Source organism: Corynebacterium sp. CMW7794, assembly GCF_001563605.1.
Taxonomy (GTDB): domain Bacteria; phylum Actinomycetota; class Actinomycetes; order Mycobacteriales; family Mycobacteriaceae; genus Corynebacterium; species Corynebacterium phoceense.
The window spans coordinates 56803-76402 of record NZ_KQ961762.1; the positions used below are offsets into that span (position 1 = coordinate 56803).

The 19600-nt window shown below is 63.2% G+C and carries 21 protein-coding genes and 2 tRNA genes; 10 read left to right on the forward strand and 13 right to left on the reverse strand.

All coding sequences use genetic code 11. The features are described 5' to 3' along the window. Positions 1 to 35 precede the first annotated feature (35 nt). A complete protein-coding gene (locus tag HMPREF3227_RS09615; RefSeq protein WP_066492717.1) occupies positions 36 to 1217 on the forward strand; it encodes an N-acetylmuramoyl-L-alanine amidase in 1182 nt (393 codons plus the stop codon). Between the two features lie 114 nt (positions 1218 to 1331). On the opposite strand, the gene HMPREF3227_RS09620 is transcribed toward HMPREF3227_RS09615, so the two are convergent. From HMPREF3227_RS09620 to rpmH, 8 genes are all read right to left on the reverse strand, one after another. Then, positions 1332 to 1907 carry a hypothetical protein gene (locus HMPREF3227_RS09620; RefSeq protein ID WP_066512582.1) on the reverse strand — a complete coding sequence of 192 codons (576 nt, stop codon included), beginning with the start codon at positions 1905 to 1907 and terminating at the stop codon, positions 1332 to 1334. Between the two features lie 9 nt (positions 1908 to 1916). Further along, entirely contained in the window at positions 1917 to 2984 is a 1068-nt protein-coding gene (locus tag HMPREF3227_RS09625) for a ParB/RepB/Spo0J family partition protein (protein WP_066492722.1), read from the reverse strand. 3 nt (positions 2985 to 2987) lie between these two features. After that, on the reverse strand, positions 2988 to 3836 hold the full coding sequence (locus tag HMPREF3227_RS09630) for a ParA family protein (protein ID WP_066492724.1): 849 nt from the start codon (positions 3834 to 3836) through the stop codon (positions 2988 to 2990). Positions 3837 to 3846: 10 nt separating this feature from the next. Continuing rightward, on the reverse strand, positions 3847 to 4491 hold the full coding sequence (gene rsmG / locus HMPREF3227_RS09635) for a 16S rRNA (guanine(527)-N(7))-methyltransferase RsmG (protein WP_066492726.1): 645 nt from the start codon (positions 4489 to 4491) through the stop codon (positions 3847 to 3849). A 91-nt stretch (positions 4492 to 4582) separates the two neighbouring features. Continuing rightward, entirely contained in the window at positions 4583 to 5560 is a 978-nt protein-coding gene (yidC, locus tag HMPREF3227_RS09640; protein WP_066492730.1) for a membrane protein insertase YidC, read from the reverse strand. 16 nt (positions 5561 to 5576) lie between these two features. Beyond that, positions 5577 to 5867, reverse strand: coding sequence for a membrane protein insertion efficiency factor YidD (gene yidD, locus HMPREF3227_RS09645; protein ID WP_231725161.1), 291 nt, complete (start codon positions 5865 to 5867; stop codon positions 5577 to 5579). Further along, positions 5864 to 6211 (reverse strand): ribonuclease P protein component, encoded by a 348-nt coding sequence (gene rnpA / locus HMPREF3227_RS09650; protein ID WP_066492732.1) that lies wholly within the window; start codon positions 6209 to 6211, stop codon positions 5864 to 5866. The genes yidD and rnpA overlap by 4 nt, the downstream gene beginning before the upstream one ends. 2 nt (positions 6212 to 6213) lie before the next feature. Continuing rightward, positions 6214 to 6357 (reverse strand): 50S ribosomal protein L34, encoded by a 144-nt coding sequence (rpmH, locus tag HMPREF3227_RS09655; protein WP_003847033.1) that lies wholly within the window; start codon positions 6355 to 6357, stop codon positions 6214 to 6216. Between the two features lie 671 nt (positions 6358 to 7028). On the opposite strand from rpmH, the gene dnaA reads away from it, so the two are divergent. From dnaA to gyrB, 5 genes are all read left to right on the forward strand, one after another. Continuing rightward, positions 7029 to 8672, forward strand: coding sequence for a chromosomal replication initiator protein DnaA (dnaA, locus tag HMPREF3227_RS09660; RefSeq protein ID WP_066492734.1), 1644 nt, complete (start codon positions 7029 to 7031; stop codon positions 8670 to 8672). A gap of 697 nt (positions 8673 to 9369) precedes the next feature. Then, positions 9370 to 10560, forward strand: a complete 1191-nt coding sequence (gene dnaN, locus HMPREF3227_RS09665) for a DNA polymerase III subunit beta (RefSeq protein ID WP_066492738.1) — start codon at positions 9370 to 9372, stop codon at positions 10558 to 10560. Between the two features lie 12 nt (positions 10561 to 10572). After that, positions 10573 to 11751: a DNA replication/repair protein RecF gene (gene recF, locus HMPREF3227_RS09670; RefSeq protein ID WP_066492740.1), complete on the forward strand. Its 1179-nt coding sequence runs from the start codon at positions 10573 to 10575 to the stop codon at positions 11749 to 11751. Beyond that, a complete protein-coding gene (locus HMPREF3227_RS09675; protein ID WP_066512585.1) occupies positions 11751 to 12302 on the forward strand; it encodes a DciA family protein in 552 nt (183 codons plus the stop codon). Before recF ends, HMPREF3227_RS09675 begins: the two co-directional genes overlap by 1 nt. 135 nt (positions 12303 to 12437) lie before the next feature. Beyond that, on the forward strand, positions 12438 to 14474 hold the full coding sequence (gene gyrB / locus HMPREF3227_RS09680; RefSeq protein WP_066512587.1) for a DNA topoisomerase (ATP-hydrolyzing) subunit B: 2037 nt from the start codon (positions 12438 to 12440) through the stop codon (positions 14472 to 14474). A 130-nt stretch (positions 14475 to 14604) separates the two neighbouring features. Here gyrB and HMPREF3227_RS09685 read toward each other — a convergent pair whose 3' ends face one another. The 5 genes from HMPREF3227_RS09685 to HMPREF3227_RS09705 are packed head-to-tail and all read right to left on the reverse strand — an operon-like array spanning position 14605 to position 16175. Next, positions 14605 to 14808, reverse strand: a complete 204-nt coding sequence (locus HMPREF3227_RS09685; protein ID WP_066512589.1) for a nitroreductase family protein — start codon at positions 14806 to 14808, stop codon at positions 14605 to 14607. Between the two features lie 59 nt (positions 14809 to 14867). Then, positions 14868 to 15305 carry a DUF6918 family protein gene (locus HMPREF3227_RS09690; RefSeq protein WP_066492751.1) on the reverse strand — a complete coding sequence of 146 codons (438 nt, stop codon included), beginning with the start codon at positions 15303 to 15305 and terminating at the stop codon, positions 14868 to 14870. A gap of 8 nt (positions 15306 to 15313) precedes the next feature. After that, positions 15314 to 15694, reverse strand: coding sequence for a hypothetical protein (locus tag HMPREF3227_RS09695; RefSeq protein WP_066512592.1), 381 nt, complete (start codon positions 15692 to 15694; stop codon positions 15314 to 15316). Between the two features lie 11 nt (positions 15695 to 15705). After that, positions 15706 to 15966, reverse strand: coding sequence for a cell filamentation protein Fic (locus HMPREF3227_RS09700; RefSeq protein ID WP_066492754.1), 261 nt, complete (start codon positions 15964 to 15966; stop codon positions 15706 to 15708). After that, entirely contained in the window at positions 15963 to 16175 is a 213-nt protein-coding gene (locus HMPREF3227_RS09705) for a CopG family transcriptional regulator (protein WP_066512594.1), read from the reverse strand. The genes HMPREF3227_RS09700 and HMPREF3227_RS09705 overlap by 4 nt, the downstream gene beginning before the upstream one ends. A 79-nt stretch (positions 16176 to 16254) precedes the next feature. Here HMPREF3227_RS09705 and gyrA point away from each other — a divergent pair, with 79 nt between their 5' ends. The 4 genes from gyrA (at position 16255) to HMPREF3227_RS09725 (ending at position 19456) form a co-directional block, all read left to right on the forward strand. After that, positions 16255 to 18849 carry a DNA gyrase subunit A gene (gyrA, locus tag HMPREF3227_RS09710; protein ID WP_066512599.1) on the forward strand — a complete coding sequence of 865 codons (2595 nt, stop codon included), beginning with the start codon at positions 16255 to 16257 and terminating at the stop codon, positions 18847 to 18849. A 3-nt stretch (positions 18850 to 18852) separates the two neighbouring features. Further along, complete coding sequence (locus tag HMPREF3227_RS09715; RefSeq protein ID WP_066512601.1) at positions 18853 to 19191, forward strand: DUF3566 domain-containing protein; 339 nt, start codon at positions 18853 to 18855, stop codon at positions 19189 to 19191. Positions 19192 to 19299: 108 nt separating this feature from the next. Further along, positions 19300 to 19376: transfer RNA gene (locus HMPREF3227_RS09720), tRNA-Ile, on the forward strand. A 7-nt stretch (positions 19377 to 19383) separates the two neighbouring features. Continuing rightward, positions 19384 to 19456: transfer RNA gene (locus HMPREF3227_RS09725), tRNA-Ala, on the forward strand. Positions 19457 to 19600: the final 144 nt, after the last annotated feature.

The following is a 19600-nucleotide window of genomic DNA, read 5'->3' on the forward strand; positions in this document are numbered from 1 at the left end:
TGTTGAGGTTTGAGTAAAAGAAAGGGGTTTGGAAGTTGGACCGCGTCTATCACGTGGGCGACCGGAGTGCGCGCGTCGCCGAGGCCCGCGCCACCCTGGCCCGGCTGGGATTGAACTCTGGTTACAGCGGCGACGTCGCCGACTGGAAGAAGCAGAAGTTCTCCGAGCAGGATAAGTTCTTCGACGACGGGCTTTCCGAGGCCCTCAAGGCCTTCCAGCAGTCCCGCGGCATCGTGCCCTCGGGCACCATCGATGAACCTACGCTGCGCGAGCTGCGCCAGGCGTCGTACAGCCTCGGTGCCCGTGTCTTGAGCTTCCAGCCCGGCAACGAGCTCATGGGCGACGACGTCTCCCAGCTGCAGCAGCAGCTCCAAGAGCTCGGTTTTTACCGCAACCGCATTGACGGACTCTTTGGCCGTAACACCCACGCCGCCCTCGTCGAGTACCAACTCAACGCTGGCCTTCAGAACGACGGCGTGTGTGGTCCTGCCACCATCCGCGCGCTGAGCCTCCTGGGCCGCCGCATTACCACGGGCTCAGCCCACAACGTTCAGGAACGCGAACGCGTCCGCAACGCCGGCCCCAAGCTCGCCGGCAAGCGCGTGGTCATCGACCCCGCGCTCGGCGGCGCCAACAAAGGCCAGACCGTCAAGGGCCGCTTTGGCGAGATCACCGAAGAAGAGCTCCTCTGGGACCTGGCGCAGCGCCTCGAGGGCCGCATGATTGCCGCCGGCATGGAGACTATTATCTCCCGCCCGCGTCTCGACGACCCCACGGTGAAGTCTCGTTCCGCGATGGCCAACGCCTTCGGTGCAGACCTCATTATCTCGCTGGCCTGCGACTCGTACCCCAACGAGAAAGCCAACGGCGTAGCAAGCTTTTACTTCGGCTCCGAGTCCGGCAACTCCTCCCTTATCGGCGAGACGCTGTCGAGCTACATCCAGCGCGAAATCACCGCGCGCACGCCGCTGACCAACCTGTCCAACCACGGCCGCACGTGGGAAATCCTGCGGCTCACGCAGATGCCCGTGGTCCAGATTGTTCTGGGCTACCTTTCCAACCCCGGCGACGTGAAGGTGCTGACCGACCCCCACCGCCGCGATGAGATCGCCGAGGCCATCGTGGTCGCCGTCAAGCGCCTCTACATGCTCGAGGATGATACCGCCGTCACCGGCACGTACCAGTTCTCTGAGCTGCTCCGCGCGGAGCGGTCCTAGCTCCCGTAGTTGGTCATAGCCAACTGGCCATAGTCCCAGGTCGCGTATTTTCGCTCTGCGAGCGCGAACTGGGGCTATGGCCTTTTCGGTATGGCCACCTACGGCGCGCGGGCACTATGCGAGGGCGCGAGCAAGCATATCGTCGACCGCCGCGGCCGTGAGAAGGTCGAAGGCGGGCGGCAGCTCGAGGCGCAGACGCGGGATGGCGGGGTGGTCTTCTGTGACTTTGAAGCCGGCGGACTCAAGGACTTCGATAGGGACTAAACCGATGCGCCCAGGCTTGCGGCCGAGCAGTTCCTGCGCCGCGCGGTGGTCACGATAGCCGAAGACCTCGACCGCGGGGAACTCGCGGGACGTGAGGTTCATGATCGAGGCGTCGAGGAGGACAGCCGAGAGCTCGCTTAAGGCACGAGACTGCTTGATGAACAGGGAACTCACGAGCGCTGCATCGGGAGAGACGGGCGCGGTGGGCAGCTGCGCGGCGCCAGGAGCGAGATCCGGCGGGCAGAAGAAGACCGTGGCTTCATCGCCGACGGTAAAACCGCAGTCCCCGAAGCTCAGCGACGTGGTGGTGATCCATGCTTCCTTCTCAAAGGCCGGATCAGCGACGGGCTCCGCGCACTCCCAGAACACGCTGCGTGCTGCGAGCGCGTGCAAGGTACGGGCCTCGGTCACTGACTCGACGAGCATGGAGGCGTCCTACTTGCCGCCCTCGAGGATGGCGAGGATGCGCTCGAAATCCTCCTGGTCGCCGAATTCCACGACCATTTTGCCCTTGCGCTTACCCATGGTCACCGTGACCTTGGTGTCGAAGCGGTCAGCGAGGCGCTCCGCTGAGTCGGTGAAGAACTGCGGGGTGGGCGTAGGCGCGGACTTCTTAGGAGCCGGCTTGCCGTCGCGCTTGTACAGGGTGACAGCTTCCTCCGTCGCGCGGACGGACAGGCCCTCGGAAACGACGCGGGCGGCGAGCTCATTCATGGCTTCTGGGTCGTCGAGGCCGAGCAGCGCACGCGCATGGCCATGGGACAGGACGCCAGCGGCGACGCGCTTCTGGACGTCGACCGGGAGCTTGAGCAAGCGCAGCGTGTTCGTCACCTGCGGGCGCGAACGACCGATACGGTCTGCGAGCTCGTTCTGCGTGACACCGAATTCCTCGAGCAGCTGCGCATAGGCGTGCGCCTCTTCCAGCGGGTTGAGCTGCACACGGTGGATGTTCTCCAGCAGCGCGTCACGCAGCATGGAGCCGTCTTCCGTGTCACGGACGATGGCCGGGATGGTGGACAGGCCCGCCTTGGAGGACGCGCGCCAGCGGCGCTCACCCATGATGAGCTCAAAGCCACCGTCCTGCGAGGGACGGACGACAATGGGCTGGAGCAAGCCGAACTCCTTGATGGAGTGGATGAGCTCCTCGAGCTCGCCTTCCTCGAAGACCGTGCGCGGCTGCTTGGGGTTGGGAACGATGTCCCCGATGGGAATCTCGCGGTACGTCGCTCCGATCGCCGCCGGCTTGGGCTGACGGCGGCGTGCACCCGCGCCCGCCTTCGCGGACTGAGCGATAGTGGGCGCGCCCTTGACTCGCTTCCCATTTCCCTCGTCAACCGCAGTTGACGGGGCATCGGAAGCCAGGGGACGGCCGCCGAGGATGACGTCGGCCGCGCTATCGCCCAGGTGCGGGCGGCGTGAGGGGGCGCCGGGACCAGAAGGGATGAGGGCGGCGAGACCCTTACCGAGTCCGCCCTGACGCCCAGCTTGACGTTTTTCTTCCATGTCTTATCCTTCCAATTCCGCGTAAATCTCAGGGCTCACGCCAATGGCGCCGGTGGTGGGGTGCGGCGGGTAATCCCCGCGCTTGTGCAGCTCGCGTGCGGCTGCGATATAGGCCATCGCGCCCGTAGACGATGGGTCATAGTGTACGACGGTCTTGCCAAAGCCCGGGGCCTCGGAAACGCGCACAGAGCGCGGGATGACGTTGCCCAGGACGACGGCACCGAACTGCTCGCGGACCTCGTTGGCGACCTGCTCGGCGAGCTTAGTGCGCGCGTCGAACATGGTGAGCAGGATGCCTGAGATGTGGAGCTCCGGGTTAAGGTGCTCGCGAATCATCGAGATATTGCCCAGTAGCTGGCCCACGCCTTCCAGCGCGTAGTACTCGCACTGGATGGGGATGATGACCTCGTCCGAGCACGTCATCGCGTTGATGGTGAGCAAGCCCAACGACGGCGGGCAGTCGATAAAGACGTATTCAAAGCCGTGCTCGTCGAGGAAGCCTTTGGCCAGCGCGTCGTAGAGACGGAACTCGCGACGCACGAGGGAGACCATCTCGATCTCCGCGCCGGCCAGGTCAATGGTGGCCGGGATGCAGAAGAGATTGGAGTCCTCGGGGCTCACCTGCATGGCGTCATCCGCCGTGCAGTCGCCGAGCAGCACCTCATAGGAAGAATCCGTGCCGGAGGCGTGCGCGGCGCCCACCGCCGTGGACGCGTTGCCCTGCGGGTCCAGATCGATGACCAAGACCTTGTGCCCGTCAGCCGCCAGCGCGGCTGCCAGGTTCACGGCGGAGGTGGTCTTACCCACACCGCCCTTCTGGTTAGCGATCGTGATCAAACGTGCAGAACTCATGCCCACTAGATTACTTCACCCTCGGGACACGAATAATGGTGGTGCCACGGACCTTTTCCACCGTGGCTTTTCCACCGCCTGCCTTCTTAATATCGGCGGCGTCGCGCTCGAGCTCCTCGCGCACGCTATCACCCTTCATAGCGATCATCTCGCCGCCCTTACGCACAAGTGGCAGCGACCACTTCGCGAGCTTGCCCAGGGGTGCTACGGCGCGCGAGGTCACGATGTCGGCGCCGGAGACGGTGCGCTTGATGGGGCCTTCCTCAGCGCGGCCACGGATGACTGTCACGTTGTCGAGGCCGAGGAGCTCGACGACTTCGCCGAGGTACGTCGAGCGCTTGAGCAACGGCTCGATGAGCGTGATCTTCAGATCCGGGCGCGCGATGGCGAGCGGGATGCCCGGAAGGCCGGCGCCAGAGCCCACGTCGACGACGGTGGCACCTTCAGGCATGACGTCGCCAATGACGGCGCAGTTAAGAATATGGCGGTCCCAGAGGCGCGGGATTTCGCGCGGACCCATAAAGCCGCGAACATGACCGTCCGTGGCGAGGGATTCGTGGTATTTCTCCGCGAGCGGGAGGCGCTCGCCAAAGATGGCGGAACGATCGAGGGCGGCGGGGTTCAGAGGGGCATCGGAAGCAGGGCTGGAGTCCATGACTGTGATCCTATAGGTCGGTGCGGGTGGGGGAAAGACAAAGGCGGCACCGCGGGGCGGAGAGCCCGGCGGTGCCGCGAGTGCGAGGATTTTAGTTGTTGTTCTTGCGCTGCTTCTTCGTGCGCTTGTCCGTCTTACGGGCGCCCGGCTTCGGAGCGGAGGTGCGCTTGGCCTCAGCCTTGGCGCGGAGCTCGGCCTCTTCTTCCTCATCCATCTTCGCGTAGACGAGGTGGGTCTGGCCGAAGGTCCACACGGTGTTGGACAGCATGTAGAACAGCAGGCCGATAGGCCAGATGGCGCCGGAGATAATGAGCGTAGCCGGCATGAACCACAACATCATGTTGTTCATCATCTTGGTCTGCATCTCCATCATCTCGGCATTCTGGCCGGTGGGGGCTGCGACCTTGCCCTCCGCCTTGCGGCGGGCCTGACGGTTGAGCGTATAGCGGGCGTTCAAGTGCGTGAACACCGCAATGATAGCGATGAGCGGCACGATGAGGACGGCGACCTGGGCGGTCGTGACGTCCTGAAGGATGGGGGAGTTGACGCGCAGGTTCGCCACAAGTGGGATGCCAAAGAGCTTCGCATCAAGGAAGGACTGAACGAGCTCCGGGGAGAAGAGGTAGTTCGCCGTGTTGGCGTTCTGCTCCACTGACATCGGCTCGTCCACATGGCCAAAGGAACCGCCTACGCTCACCGTGCGGTCGAAGGAACGCAGGACGTGGAACAGACCAATGAAGACCGGGATCTGCGCCAGCATGGGCAGACAGCCGGCGACGGGGCGCACGCCGGACTCCTTGTAGATCTTCTGCATCTCCATGGCCTGCTTCTGCTGGTCATTGGGATACTTAGTCCTCAGCTCCTGGATCTTGGGCTGAATCTCCTGCATGCGACGCGTGGACCGAATCTGGTTGATGGTCGGCTTGACCAGCAGGGCCTTAATCGTCCACGTGAGCAGCACGATGGACAGAATCCACGTGATGCCCCAGTCAGGGTTCATGACCAGGCTGAGCAGCCAGTGCCATGCCCACAGGACGGCCGAAATCGGCCAGTAGATGAAATTAAGCACGAATTATCTTTCCTCGTTATCTTGCGCGTTGGCGTGATCGGCGCGTTGCGATGACCGGATCGAAGCCGCCCGGGTGCCAGGGCCCACATTTGCAGATCCTGACCAGAGCCAGCCCTAGGCCTTTAAACGCCCCATGGACGCTCAAAGCCTCGAGCGCATATGCGCTGCACGTGGGCTCGAATCGACACGTGGAACCCATCTTAAGGGCAGACAGGTGGTTTTGGTAGAAGCGCACCGCGGCCACCAGCGGTGTGGCGACCCCGCGCGCCTGCGGAATCTCCTCACCCCGGGAGTTGTAGTACGTCACAGGACGCCGGCCTTGTGGAGTGCTCGCCGCAGGTCGCGGGCTAGCAGCTCCGAGGGGGCATCGGCAGCCTTGGGCAGGGCCCGGATAACGACGTCCAGGGTGGCGGGAAGCTCGGGCACAAGGCTCATGCACACATGGCGAAGCCGCCGGGCGGTGCGGTGGCGGACCACGGCGTTCCCGACGGCCTTGGATACGACCAAGCCGAAGCGGGGGCCGGTGGCCGCCACTTCGGCTGGGGTGTCGTTCACGTGAACGACGAGGGTGCGTGAGCCCGCGCGCTGCCCGCCTTTAATCGTCCGACGAAATTGCGTCGGCGAGGTGAGTTTTAAATGCGCGGGAAGCATGACTATGCAGTCAGCTTTGCGCGGCCCTTCTTGCGGCGTGCGGCCACGATGGCGCGGCCTGCACGGGTGCTCATACGGGTACGGAAGCCATGCTTACGAGCACGACGACGGTTGTTCGGCTGGAACGTCCGCTTGCCCTTTGCCACGGTAATTCTCCTTGAAGTTGTAAGCAGGGGCACACCAGTACGGCACGCCCTGCGCGTTGGTTGATATTCGCGAGATAAAAATGCGACCCCCAAAGGGTGAGATGGGAGTCGAGCTCTCACGCACAGCGTTAGCTGCGATAGACCATGACAGATTACGTGATAGGTAGGCGCCGATCCAAATCGACACACGGGTACACCCGAAATTACAAGATTGTTTTTTCTCCCAGCTCACGGGGCAAATCGGGGCGGCTGCCAGCAGCATCGGCGCGCAACCCGCGGATGATGTCTGAGCCCATTCATAAGCTGTGGACAGACCGTTAGACACCTGTGGTCTAGGCGCGGTAAAACGGTATCTAACCAAGGTCAACAGCCCGTGAAACCCTGTGGACAATTGTGGATAACCTTCAAGTACAACTTGAAGGAAATGCCAAAACCGCAGCTCATAAACCCGTTGGCCCAATATAAAGTTATCCACAAGCATCTGCTACCCTGTGGATAACAAAGTTTTCCACAACTGTGCATAACAGTATGGGATAACCCCCGTGGCCTGCACTTCCGCCCTGTGAATGGCCCGGTGAAAACCCGGCGGCGGCGCGGTGAAAATCGCGCCGCTGTTCGCTGCATAAAATGTCCGTTCTCTTATATTTCACCCCAGGAGCCTAGGCCGCGTCATGACACAGCCCACCAACACCAGCGAGACGTGGCATGCCGTCGTTGCCGATCTCATCGAAAGATCGGAGCGTCCGGATTCCTCCGTGCCCACGCTCACTCACAACCAGCGCATCTACCTCCAGCTCGCACAGCCGCTCATGATTGATAACGGCTACGCCTTCCTCGCCACGGTGGATGACAAGGCCAAGCGGATCCTCGAGGTCGAATTGGGCTCACATATCAAAGACGCCCTGCAGCGCTACTTCGGCCGGCCGTTCTCCCTGGCCGTGTCCGTCGCGGCCCCGGCGCCAGAGCCCGAACCCGAGCCGGAACCGGAGCCCCCGCACCGCCCGCAGCAGATGGATGCCTCGCAGCTCGCGTCGCGCCCAGCACAGACCTCGGCGACCAGCTGGAATGACACGTATGCCACCCAGCAGCCCACAGGCCCGGCGAGCCTAGACGAACTGGCCGATGCCTATAACACGCAGCAGGCCGCGCAGCGCTCCGCCCGGGAGATCGCGCACCAGATGGCGCAGGGGTCTTCGGCCGGCGTGCAGCAGGGACCCCAGCAAACCGCCGCTGAGCAGGCGGGACGCATCAAGCGTGAGGTTCCCGCGCACGATCCCAACCGCGAGACCTCGCTCAACCCGAAGCACACCTTTGAGAACTTCGTCATCGGTTCCTCCAACCGTTTCGCCAACGGCGCGGCCGTCGCCGTCGCGGAGTCCCCGGCGAAGGCCTACAACCCACTGTTTATTTGGGGCGGCTCCGGCCTGGGCAAGACGCACTTGCTCCACGCGGCTGGTAATTACGCAAAACTCCTGCACCCGGGCCTGCGCGTGAAGTACGTATCCTCGGAGGAATTCACCAACGACTTCATTAACTCCATGCGTGATGACCGCCAGGAGTCCTTCAAGCGGCGCTACCGCAACCTCGATATCCTCATGGTCGACGACATCCAGTTCCTGGAAGGCAAGGAGTCCACGCAGGAGGAGTTCTTCCACACCTTCAACGCGTTGCACCAGGCCAACAAGCAGATCATTTTGTCCTCGGACCGTCCACCCAAACAGCTCACCACGCTGGAAGACCGCCTGCGCACCCGCTTCGAGGGCGGTCTCATTACGGATATTCAGCCGCCAGACCTGGAGACGCGCATCGCCATTCTCATGAAGAAGGCCGCAGCGGATGGCACGCAGATCGACCGCGAGGTCTTGGAGCTCATCGCCTCACGCTTCGAGAATTCCATCCGCGAGCTCGAGGGCGCGCTCATCCGTGTCTCTGCGTATTCCTCTCTTGTTAATGAGCCGATCAATATGGAGATGGCGGAGATCGCGCTGCGCGACCTCGTCCCGGATAACGCTGGCCGCCAGATTACGGCCGCGGCGATCATCGAGGCCACCGCCGAGTATTTCTCCATTGACCCGGACGATCTCCGCGGTGCCGGCAAGCGCCGCGCCATCGCCCACGCGCGTCAGCTCGCGATGTATCTCTGCCGCGAGCTCACCGAGCTCTCCCTGCCCAAGATTGGAGACGAGTTCGGCGGCAAGGACCACACGACGGTCATGTACGCGGTGCGCAAGATCTCCAAGGAGATGAACGAGAACCGCCAGACCTACAACGAAATCCAGGAGCTCACCTCCCGCGTCCAGTCCGGCGGGCATTAAACCTCGCTTTCCGATGCCGCCTTCCCCCTCCGGGGAGGCGGTTTTCGGCGTTTTAGGGCCGCCTGTAGACAAAGTTATCCACAGGCACGCCGGGGAATGGGGCGTCCACCTGCGCGGACTAAATTCCACAGGGCTTGTGACAACTGTGTAATTCCACTATTGTAATTAGGTGTTGTCGCTCACTTTGAGCGATTCCACAAGCAAGCCCCGGCGCCCGCGCCGCTGTGATCAGTCACGTGCATAACGATTGATCAACTCGGGCTTATCTGTGGATAACTTCATATGCAAAAAAGTTGATCACAGAAGTTTGGCGTTGATCACAGCGATCTCACACCACTGTTGACACCCCGAAAAGCGCCGGTGACGAGCGCCGATCGAGGGTTATCCACAGATTCCACACCGCCTATTACTACTACTACCTTTTTCTCAAGAAGGATTTCGCGAGAAATGGGGTGTGTGAAATCGGGCCTCGTTCGCCCGGCGGGGCGTACGAATGGCCATTCGCCTTTGTGCCTGGTCTATTTTCATTAAGGGATCGAGGGGATTTTCAATAAGGCGCGCAGCTTTATTTCGCCCCTATCCTTAGGCCCACCCGCGCACTCCCCATGCGGTAAGTTGGAATACCGAATTACTAGTATTTACGTGCCTGCGGCGCCCGCCCAGCAGCGCGTTACAACAATTGAGGAGATGCGCAACGATGGACACCACTCCCGTGTCGTTCCGTGTGGCCAAGGATGATCTGGCGAACGCCGTCGCATGGGTAGCACGCAGCCTGCCGTCCAAGGTCACTCAGCCGGTTCTGCGTGCCATGCTCATCACGGCTGACGAGTCCGGTCTGGAACTCACGGGTTTTGACTACGAGGTCTCCACGCGCGTGCGTATCCCTGCTGAGATCGAGACCCCGGGCACTACGGCCGTCGCCGGCAAGCTGCTCGCGGACATTGTTTCCTCTCTGCCCAATAAGCCGGTCGACATCCAGGCGGATGACAACACCAAGGTCCTCGTGTCGTGTGGCTCCTCCCGCTTCGAGCTGCCCATCATCCCGCTCGAGGATTACCCGCAGCTGCCGCAGCTGCCGGAGCTCACTGGCCGCATGAACCCGCAGCTCTTCGTCGAAGCCGTGAGCCAGGTCGCCGCTGCCGCGGGTCGCGATGACACGCTGCCCATGCTCACCGGCATCCACCTGTCGGTGAAGGGCCCCTCCATCGAGCTCACCGCCACGGACCGCTTCCGCCTCGCCATGCGCACCGTCGAGTGGGAGCCGGTCTCCGAGTCCGTCGAGGCTGATCTCCTCGTCCCAGCGAAGACCCTGCAGGACAGCGCGCGCTCCCTCGACACCCACCTCAACACTCCGGTGGAAATCGCCGTGGGTACGAGCGAGAACATCGCGGCCGATGGCCTCTTTGGCCTCCATACCGAGGCCCGCGAGACCACCACGCGCATGCTTGACGCAGACTTCCCGAATGTCGCGCCGCTGCTGCCTAAGACGCACACCGCCATCGCCAACGTGGAAGTCTCCGCCCTTCAGGACGCCATCCGCCGCGTCTCGTTGCTTACGGAGCGCAACGCCCAGATCCGCATGCACTTCTCCGAGGGCCAAGTCGTCCTCCAGGCCGGAGGCTCAGATTCCGGCCAGGCGCAGGAAACCTTGCAGTGTGCCTTCGCCGGTCCGGACGAGCTCATCATCGCCTTCAACCCGGGCTACCTCAAGGACGGCCTCGCGGTCATGCACAGCGACCGCGTGGTCTTTGGCTTCACCGAGCCCTCCCGCCCGGCGATCATGATCCCTGAGCCGGAGTCGCTTCCGGAAGCGGACGCAGACGGCAACTTCCCCACGCCGGAGACGAACTTCACGTACCTGCTCATGCCGGTCCGCCTGCCGGGCTAAACAGAAGGTTTTATGTACGTCAGCGACGTCAACGTGCGCGACTTCCGGTCGTGGCCCGAGCTCAAGCTCGCGCTTACCCCGGGAATCACGCTCTTTGTCGGCCGCAACGGCTTTGGCAAGACCAATATCGTCGAGGCCATTGGGTATACCGCACACCTAGGCTCGCACCGGGTCAACCACGACGCCCCGCTCGTGCGCGAAGGCGCGGAGAACGCCCGCGTCTCGCTCACCGTCGTCAACCACGGCCGCGAGCTCACTACGCATCTGCTTATCAAGCCGCATGCGGCCAACCAGGCGCAAATTAATCGCACGCGCCTGTCCACCCCGCGCGAGCTGCTCGGCGTGGTGAAGACCGTGCTCTTCTCGCCCGAGGACTTGGGGCTCGTGCGCGGCGAGCCAGCCACGCGCCGCGCCTACCTCGACAACATCATTGCCTCGCGTAGCCCACGCCTAGCTGGCGTCAAGGCGGATTACGACAAGGTGCTCAAGCAGCGCAACGCCCTGCTCAAGAACGCCTCCCAGGCCTTGCGCCGCGGCTACCGCGACGATGACGGCGCCGCGGCGCTGTCCACACTCGACGTCTGGGACGGGCAGCTGGCCACCCTCGGTGCCCAGGTCATGACCGCACGCCTCGAGCTTCTCGATGCCCTCGCGCCGCAGATCGCAGACTCCTACGCCGGACTCGCGCCCGAGTCGCGCCCCGCGCACGTGGAGTACAAGTCCTCCATCGACTGCTCGGACCGCAGCGTGCTCGAGGCCTTGCTGCTCACGGAGCTCGCCTCCATGCGCCAGCGCGAGATTGAGCGCGGCATGACGCTCGTAGGCCCGCATCGTGATGACCTCTTGCTACACCTCGGCACGCAGCCAGCGAAGGGTTTCGCCTCCCACGGTGAGACCTGGTCCTATGCGATTTCCCTGCGCCTCGCCGAGTTCCGCATCCTGCGCGCGGCGGATGGCTCGGGCGCCTCGGATCCCATCCTTGTTCTCGACGACGTCTTTGCGGAGCTCGACGCGAAGCGTCGTGAAAAGCTCGTCCACCTCGCCGCCGAGGCTGAACAGGTGCTCATCACCGCCGCCGTCGATGAAGACCTGCCGGGCAACCTCGAGCCCATCGTGCGCTACGAGGTCACGGTCGAAGACCTGCCGGAGGGCGCCGGCCGCATCTCGCATATCGCGAAGGTAGGCGACTGATGGGCGATTTTATCCAGGATGCCGTCGACGCCGCCCGCGCCGCCTCGAAGAATCCACCCCGGCTCAATAAGCCGGTCGCGCGTCTGCGGCTTACCGAGCCCAAGCCCGCGAGCACCCTTGACGAGCGCGCTGCGCGCCGCGCCGTGAAACATCTCGGCCGGGAGACTGGCGCGGACGGCTACGCGAAGCGACGGGGCATCGGCGTGCCGCAGCTCGGGGACGTCCTGCGCCGCACCGTGCGTGACCAGGGCTGGGAGGATGAACTGGGGCACGGTTGGATATTCGGCCACTGGGACCACGTCGTGGGCGAACTCAACGCCGCGCACTGCCGGCCCGAGAAGATTGAAGAGAAGGTCCTTACCGTCTCGTGTGATGCCTCGACGTGGGCGACCAACCTGCGCATGATGCAACGCCAGATCCTACAAAAGATTGCTTCTGAAATCGGCCCCGACATCATCGCTGAGCTGCGCATTACCGGGCCCAAGCAACACCGTAACTATCAGGGTCCGCAGTGGGTCAAGCGCCAAGGCTCTGATGACACCTACGGATAGTTCACTTCTGTCACACCCTCAAAAAGCGCCAAATTTGGGTGTCTGACGGGTTTCGGGTGCCTCTCAGTAGGGGGACACGGTGTAAGATAGTCAGGGTCTAAAATTTATTGCTAGCCAAAAGGAGTACACGTTTCCGTGGCTGAAGAACACGCATATGACGCCGGGTCAATTACGATCCTTGAGGGCCTCGAGGCCGTCCGTAAGCGCCCCGGCATGTACATCGGCTCCACTGGTGTACGCGGCCTGCACCACCTCATCTGGGAGGTCGTCGACAACTCCGTTGACGAGGCCATGGCAGGCTACGCCACCAAGGTCACCGTCACCCTGCTCGATGACGGCGGAGTCGAGGTCATCGATGACGGCCGCGGCATCCCGGTCGAGATGCACGCCTCCGGCGCTCCGACCGTCCAGGTTGTTATGACCCAGCTGCACGCCGGTGGCAAGTTCGACTCTGAGTCCTACGCCGTTTCCGGCGGCCTCCACGGCGTCGGTATTTCTGTCGTCAACGCCCTGTCCACCCGCGTCGAAGCCGAGATCAAACGCGACGGCAAGCACTGGTACCAGAAGTTCGAGAATGCCATCCCTGCACCACTCGAAGAGGGCGGTAACGCCCGTGGCACCGGTACCACCATCCGTTTCTGGCCGGACGCCGAGATCTTCGAGACCACGGAGTTCAACTGGGACACCATCGCTCGCCGTCTCCAGGAGATGGCCTTCCTCAACAAGGGCCTCACCATCGTCCTGCGCGACCACCGCACCATGTCGGCCGAGCAGGCCGAGCTCGAGGCCATCGCCGACGCTGGTGATGCCCCCGTGAGCCTCGATGCTCTCGACGCGGAAGAGTCGGCCACCGCTGAGGAAGAGTCGAAGGCGAAGAAGAATAAGGAAGTCACCTACCACTACCCGCAGGGCCTCCTCAACTACGTCGAGTTCCTGAACAAGAACAAGACGGCCATTCACCCGACCATCGTCGCCTTCGACGTGAAGGGCGAGGACCACGAGGTCGAGGTCGCTCTCCAGTGGAACCAGGGCTTCAAGGAGTCCGTCCACACCTTCGCCAACACCATCAATACGCACGAGGGCGGCACGCACGAAGAGGGCTTCCGCGCGGCGCTCACCTCCCTGATGAACCGCTACGCGAAGGAGCACAAGCTCATCAAGGAAAAGGATGGCAACCTCTCGGGCGATGACTGCCGCGAGGGCCTTGCCGCCGTCATTTCCGTCAAGGTCGGTGACCCCCAGTTCGAGGGGCAGACCAAGACCAAGCTCGGCAACTCTGAGATCAAGGGCTTTGTCCAGCGCTCCGTCAACGAGCACCTCAATGACTGGTTCGACGCCAACCCGGCCGAGGCCAAGGTCATTATCAACAAGGCTGTGTCCTCCGCACACGCTCGCGCTGCGGCTCGCAAGGCGCGCGAACTCGTGCGCCGCAAGTCCGCCGGCGACCTGGGCGGCCTGCCCGGCAAGCTCGCGGATTGCCGCTCCAAGGACCCGAAGATTTCCGAGCTCTACATCGTGGAGGGCGACTCCGCAGGTGGTTCCGCCAAGGCCGGCCGCGACTCTATGTTCCAGGCTATCCTGCCGCTGCGCGGCAAGATCCTCAACGTGGAGAAGGCCCGCATGGACAAGGTCCTCAAGAACGCCGAGGTCCAGGCCATCATCACGGCTCTGGGCACCGGTATCCACGAGGAGTTCGACATCTCCAAGCTGCGCTACGACAAGATCGTGCTCATGGCCGATGCCGATGTCGACGGCCAGCACATCGCGACCCTGCTGCTCACGCTGCTCTTCCGCTTCATGCCGCAGCTCGTCGAGGACGGCCACGTCTACCTGGCGAATCCGCCGCTGTACAAGCTCAAGTGGGGCAAGGGCGAGCCCGGCTACGCCTTCTCTGACGACGAGCGCGACAGGCTGCTCGCCGAGGGCTTGGAGAACAACCGCAAGATCAACAAGGACGACGGCATCCAGCGCTACAAGGGTCTGGGCGAGATGAATGCGTCCGAGCTGTGGGAGACCACGCTCGACCCGTCCACCCGTATCCTGCGCCGCGTCGACCTTGAAGACGCGCAGCGCGCCGACGAGCTCTTCTCCATCCTCATGGGTGACGATGTCTCGGCTCGCCGTTCCTTCATTACCCGCCGCGCGAAGGACGTTCGCTTCCTCGACGTCTAAGCACGCATGACAAAGCCTCCGGATGTGGTCCGGAGGCTTTCGTCGTTGTGGGCGCGGATTTCAGAACACACAGCGGCGAAAAACTCGCGGATCTGCGAGCTTCGTCGTTCTGAAATCCGGCGGAGGAGCGTTAGAGCTCGAGGCCCTCGATGCCGTGGACGTTCCACGGCTGTGTATTGGAGTTCGACGGCGCCGATTGTGCGTCGAGGAGGACCTCGCGGATGACCTCGGTGGGGACGACGTCTGGCAGGTAGGCGCGCGGGGAGTGGCGGGCACGCACGAACCCGGAAAAGGAACCGACACCGGAGAAGGAATTGTTTTCTTCAGAAAGCATGCGCGCTACCTTACACGCGAAAAGCCCCGTCCGAAGACGGGGCAGACAACGCAGTGAAGTTACATGTGCGCTGCGAGCGTGCGGGCGAGCGCCGGCACGTGCGGGGTCACAATCTTCACGGCCTTGCCGCGCAGCGCGTTGTACGCCTTGAGGAACGCGCCGTTGTTGACCTGCTGGGACTTGTTGTCCGCGATGTTCATGATGGAGCCCGCGATCTGCTCGGAGCGCGGCTCCACAAACGCAGCGAAGTCAGACTGACCGGAGGCCTCGAACTCCTGCCACGTGGGCTCGAGCTCGCCGAGGACATCCGGGAGGACCTGCGCGACGACCTTGGACAGGACGTTGGCATCCGTCTTCTTTGCTGCGGAGACCGCGCCCTTGATTGCCATGCCGGTGATACCGGACTGCTCAGCGACGACGGTGTCGATGAGCTGGGCGACGTCGTTGATGACGGCCTGACGCGTCGCGCCGTCGAGAAGCTGGGAAAGGTGAGACATGCGTACTCCTAGCGGGACGAGCCGGCCTTGAAGGCGGCAATCTGGTCGGCGATCTGCGGCTGGCCAGCGTTGCGAGCGAGCTGCTCGAGGTCGAAGGAAATGCCCGTGGAGGAACCGCCCAGGCCCACTTGCTGTGCGAATGCGTTGATCGGCTCCTTGAGCGGCGTGTTATCCGCGATGAGCTTGACGCCGAGGAAGGACGGCACGGCAATGGAGGCGACGTCCGTGAGCGAGGAACCGGTGAACGAGTCGCCGTCCTTGCCCGGCTGGAAGCCTTCGCCCTGGTTGTTGTTGATGAGGTCTTGGGCGGTGTCAGCGGAGGCAGCAGGGACGGCAGCGCCCAGTACGGTGACGGTGAGCGCGGCAGCAGCGAGATTCTTGAACTTCATAAACGTCTAACTTACCTGGTTGCGGCGACACGGAGGAATACCTGGGCGCAATAATCGGCGAATTCTTTGTTGTAGGCCCCCAGTGCCGGGACCGCGATGAGCACGCGCCGCAGGGCCGCGGCCGCCTGCCGCGCGTCGGCGTGGACGGGGATTCCTTCTACCTTCGCCGCGCTTGCCGATGCCCCCGCCACCAGCGCCGCAAAGTCCGTCACCGTTGTGCCGTAACGCGCGCAGAACTCCCGTGCGATGAGGAGGATTTGCTCGGGACTCATGTGCGTGACCTGCGGATTTCGGCCTCCAGGGCGGCGCGTCCGGGCAGGAGCTCGCGGGCGGTGGCTTGGACGGCGGCATCGGAAAGCGTGCGGGCCGCGGCGGTGACGATGGCACGCACGGCGGCCTCGTGCTTGCTCGTGCCCTGCGCGGAGGCGAGCAGGGTGAGCGCGTGGTCTTGGTCGGGGGTGAGGCGAAGGGTCATGGCCATGATGGAGATGGTATCACTGTGATACCGTTCGGGTGCGGTTCGAGGCTTCTGCGGGCTGTAGAGGGTAGAATCAGCGGTTATGAGTGATGACAACAACGGCGATCTTTTTGATCGCATTCACCCCATTGATATCAACGAGGAGATGGAGTCGAGCTACATCGACTACGCCATGTCCGTCATCGTCGGCCGCGCGTTGCCTGAGGTGCGTGACGGCCTGAAGCCGGTGCACCGCCGCATTCTCTACGCGATGTACGACTCCGGCTACCGCCCGGAGCGCGGCTACGTGAAGTCCGCACGCCCGGTTTCGGACACCATGGGTCAGTTCCACCCGCACGGCGACTCCGCCATCTACGACACGCTGGTCCGCCTGGCGCAGTCGTGGAACATGCGCTACCCGCTGGTCGACGGCCAGGGAAACTTCGGTTCCCGCGGTAACGACGGCCCGGCTGCTATGCGTTACACCGAGTGCCGCATGACGCCGCTGGCCATGGAGATGGTTCGCGATATTCGCGAAAACACCGTGGACTTCTCCCCGAACTACGACGGCAAGACCCAGGAGCCGGACATCCTGCCGTCCCGCGTGCCGAACCTGCTCATGAACGGTTCGAACGGCATTGCCGTGGGTATGGCGACGAACATCCCGCCGCACAACCTGAACGAACTGGCCGAGGCCATCTACTGGCTGCTCGACAACCCGAATGCGTCCGAGGAAGAAGCGCTCGCAGCGTGCATGGAGCGCGTGAAGGGCCCGGACTTCCCGACGGCCGGCCTCATCGTGGGCGACCAGGGCATCAAGGATGCGTACACGACCGGCCGTGGTTCCATCCGCATGCGCGGCGTGACCTCCATTGAGGAGGCGGGCAACCGCCAGACCATCGTCATTACCGAGCTGCCGTTCCAGGTCAACCCGGACAACATGGTGGCCAATATCGCGGAGTCCGTGGCTAATGGCAAGATCGCGGGCATCTCCAAGATTGAAGACGAATCCTCGGACCGCGTGGGCATGCGCATTGTTGTCACCTTGAAGCGCGACGCCGTGGCCCGCGTGGTGCTCAACAACCTGTACAAGCACTCGCAGCTGCAGACCTCCTTCGGCGCGAACATGCTCTCCATCGTGGACGGCGTGCCGCGCACCCTGCGTCTCGACCAGATGCTGCGCTACTACGTGGCGCACCAGATCGAGGTCATCGTGCGCCGTACCCAGTTCCGCCTGGATGAGGCCGAGAAGCGCGCCCACATCCTGCGTGGTCTGGTCAAGGCCCTCGACATGCTCGACGAGGTCATCGCCCTTATTCGCCGTTCGCCCACCGTGGACGAGGCGCGTATCGGCTTGATGCAGCTCCTCGACGTCGACGACGTCCAGGCAGACGCCATCCTCGCCATGCAGCTGCGCCGCCTGGCCGCCCTGGAGCGCCAGAAGATCATCGACGAGTTGGCGGAGATCGAGCGTGAGATCGCGGATCTGAAGGATATCCTGGCCCGCGAGGAGCGACAGCGTCAGATCGTCCACGACGAGCTCGTCGAGATCGTCGAGAAGTACGGCGACGAGCGCCGCACCCGCATCGTGGCCGCCACCGGCGACGTCACGGACGAGGATCTCATCGCCCGCGAGAACGTCGTTGTCACCATCACGTCTACCGGCTACGCCAAGCGCACGAAGGTCGACTCGTACAAGTCGCAGAAGCGCGGCGGCAAGGGCGTGCGCGGCGCGGAGCTCAAGCAGGACGACATCGTGAAGAACTTCTTCGTCTGCTCCACGCACGACTGGATTCTCTTCTTCACCAACTTCGGCCGCGTCTACCGCCTCAAGGCCTACGAGCTGCCCGAGGCAGGTCGCGCCGCCCGCGGCCAGCACGTGGCTAACCTGCTGGAGTTCCAGCCGGAAGAGAAGATCGCCCAGGTCATCCAGATTCAGTCCTACGAGGACGCTCCTTACCTGGTCCTCGCTACGCAGCAGGGCCGCGTGAAGAAGTCGCGCCTCACCGACTACGAGTCCGCGCGCTCCGCTGGCCTCATCGCCATCAACTTGAACGAGGGCGACGCACTCATCGGAGCCTCTCTCGTCTCCGAGGGTGACGACATCCTGCTCACTTCTGAGCAGGGCCAGGCCATTCGCTTCACCGCAGATGATGATCAGCTCCGCCCGATGGGCCGCGCGACCGCCGGTGTGAAGGGCATGCGCTTCCGTGGCGACGACCAGCTGCTGAGCATGTCCGTCGTCAACGACGGCCAGTTCCTGCTCGTGGCTACCTCCGGCGGCTACGGCAAGCGCACCGCCATCGAGGAATACACGCAGCAAGGCCGCGGCGGCCTTGGTGTCATGACCTTCAAGTACACCCCGAAGCGTGGCAAGCTCATCTCCGCCATCGCCGTCGAGGAAGATGACGAGATCTTCGCCATCACTTCTGCCGGCGGCGTCGTGCGCACCGAGGTCGGCCAGATTCGCCCGTCCTCGCGCGCGACCATGGGAGTGCGCCTCGTCGACCTCGCCGAGGGCGTCGAGCTGCTTGCCATCGACCGCAACGTTGAGGATGATGGCGAGGAAAACGCGGAGGCCGTCGCCAAGGGTGAGAAGACCGTCGAGGACGTCCAGCAGGAGCACCTCCCGGGTGCCCCGGCTGCGGACTCTGGCGCCGACGCTGATTCCGACGCTGACACCAATACCGAGGAGTAATTCATGGCACGACGAGACGTAACGCTCAAGCGCATCGCACCGCTCTCTGCGTTCCGCGTTGGCCTGGCCTTCTCGCTCATCGGGCTGGTGGCCTGGCTGCTCGCGCTGTGCCTCGTGTGGTTCGGCATGGACATGGCTGGCGTGTGGGACTCACTCAATAGCCTCATCGGCGACGTGGGTGGTGGCATCACCATCACCTTTGGCATGGTCCTGTCCATCGGCGCGCTCTTCGGGGCGATCATGGCGGTGCTCATGACCATCCTCGCGCCGTTGCTGGCCGTGATGTACAACGCGGTCGTCGACCTCTTTGGCGGCTTCGTTCTGCGGCTGACGGACTACTAATCCGTTGCATGTGCGCCGGCCTTTTGGGCCGGCGCTTTTTATGTCTTAACCAGGCGATTTGTGTAATTGCGTGGTTACTATGTAAAGTTACATCTCGTTCCGCAATGAGGGCCTATAGCTCAGTCGGTTAGAGCGCATCGCTGATAACGATGAGGTCGCAAGTTCGATTCTTGCTAGGCCCACCAGGAACACGGGGCATTAGCTCAATTGGTAGAGCATCTGCTTTGCAAGCAGAAGGTCAGGAGTTCGATTCTCCTATGCTCCACAGATAAGACCCGGCACCGCACGGTGCCGGGTCTTTGTGGTGTGCGGGGCGCCGCCTCGACCGCGTCAACGCCTTCCCCACGACGGCGGAGATGGACACCTACCTGCGCGGGGTTAAGGGACAAAATGAGTGTCTAGGCCGGCG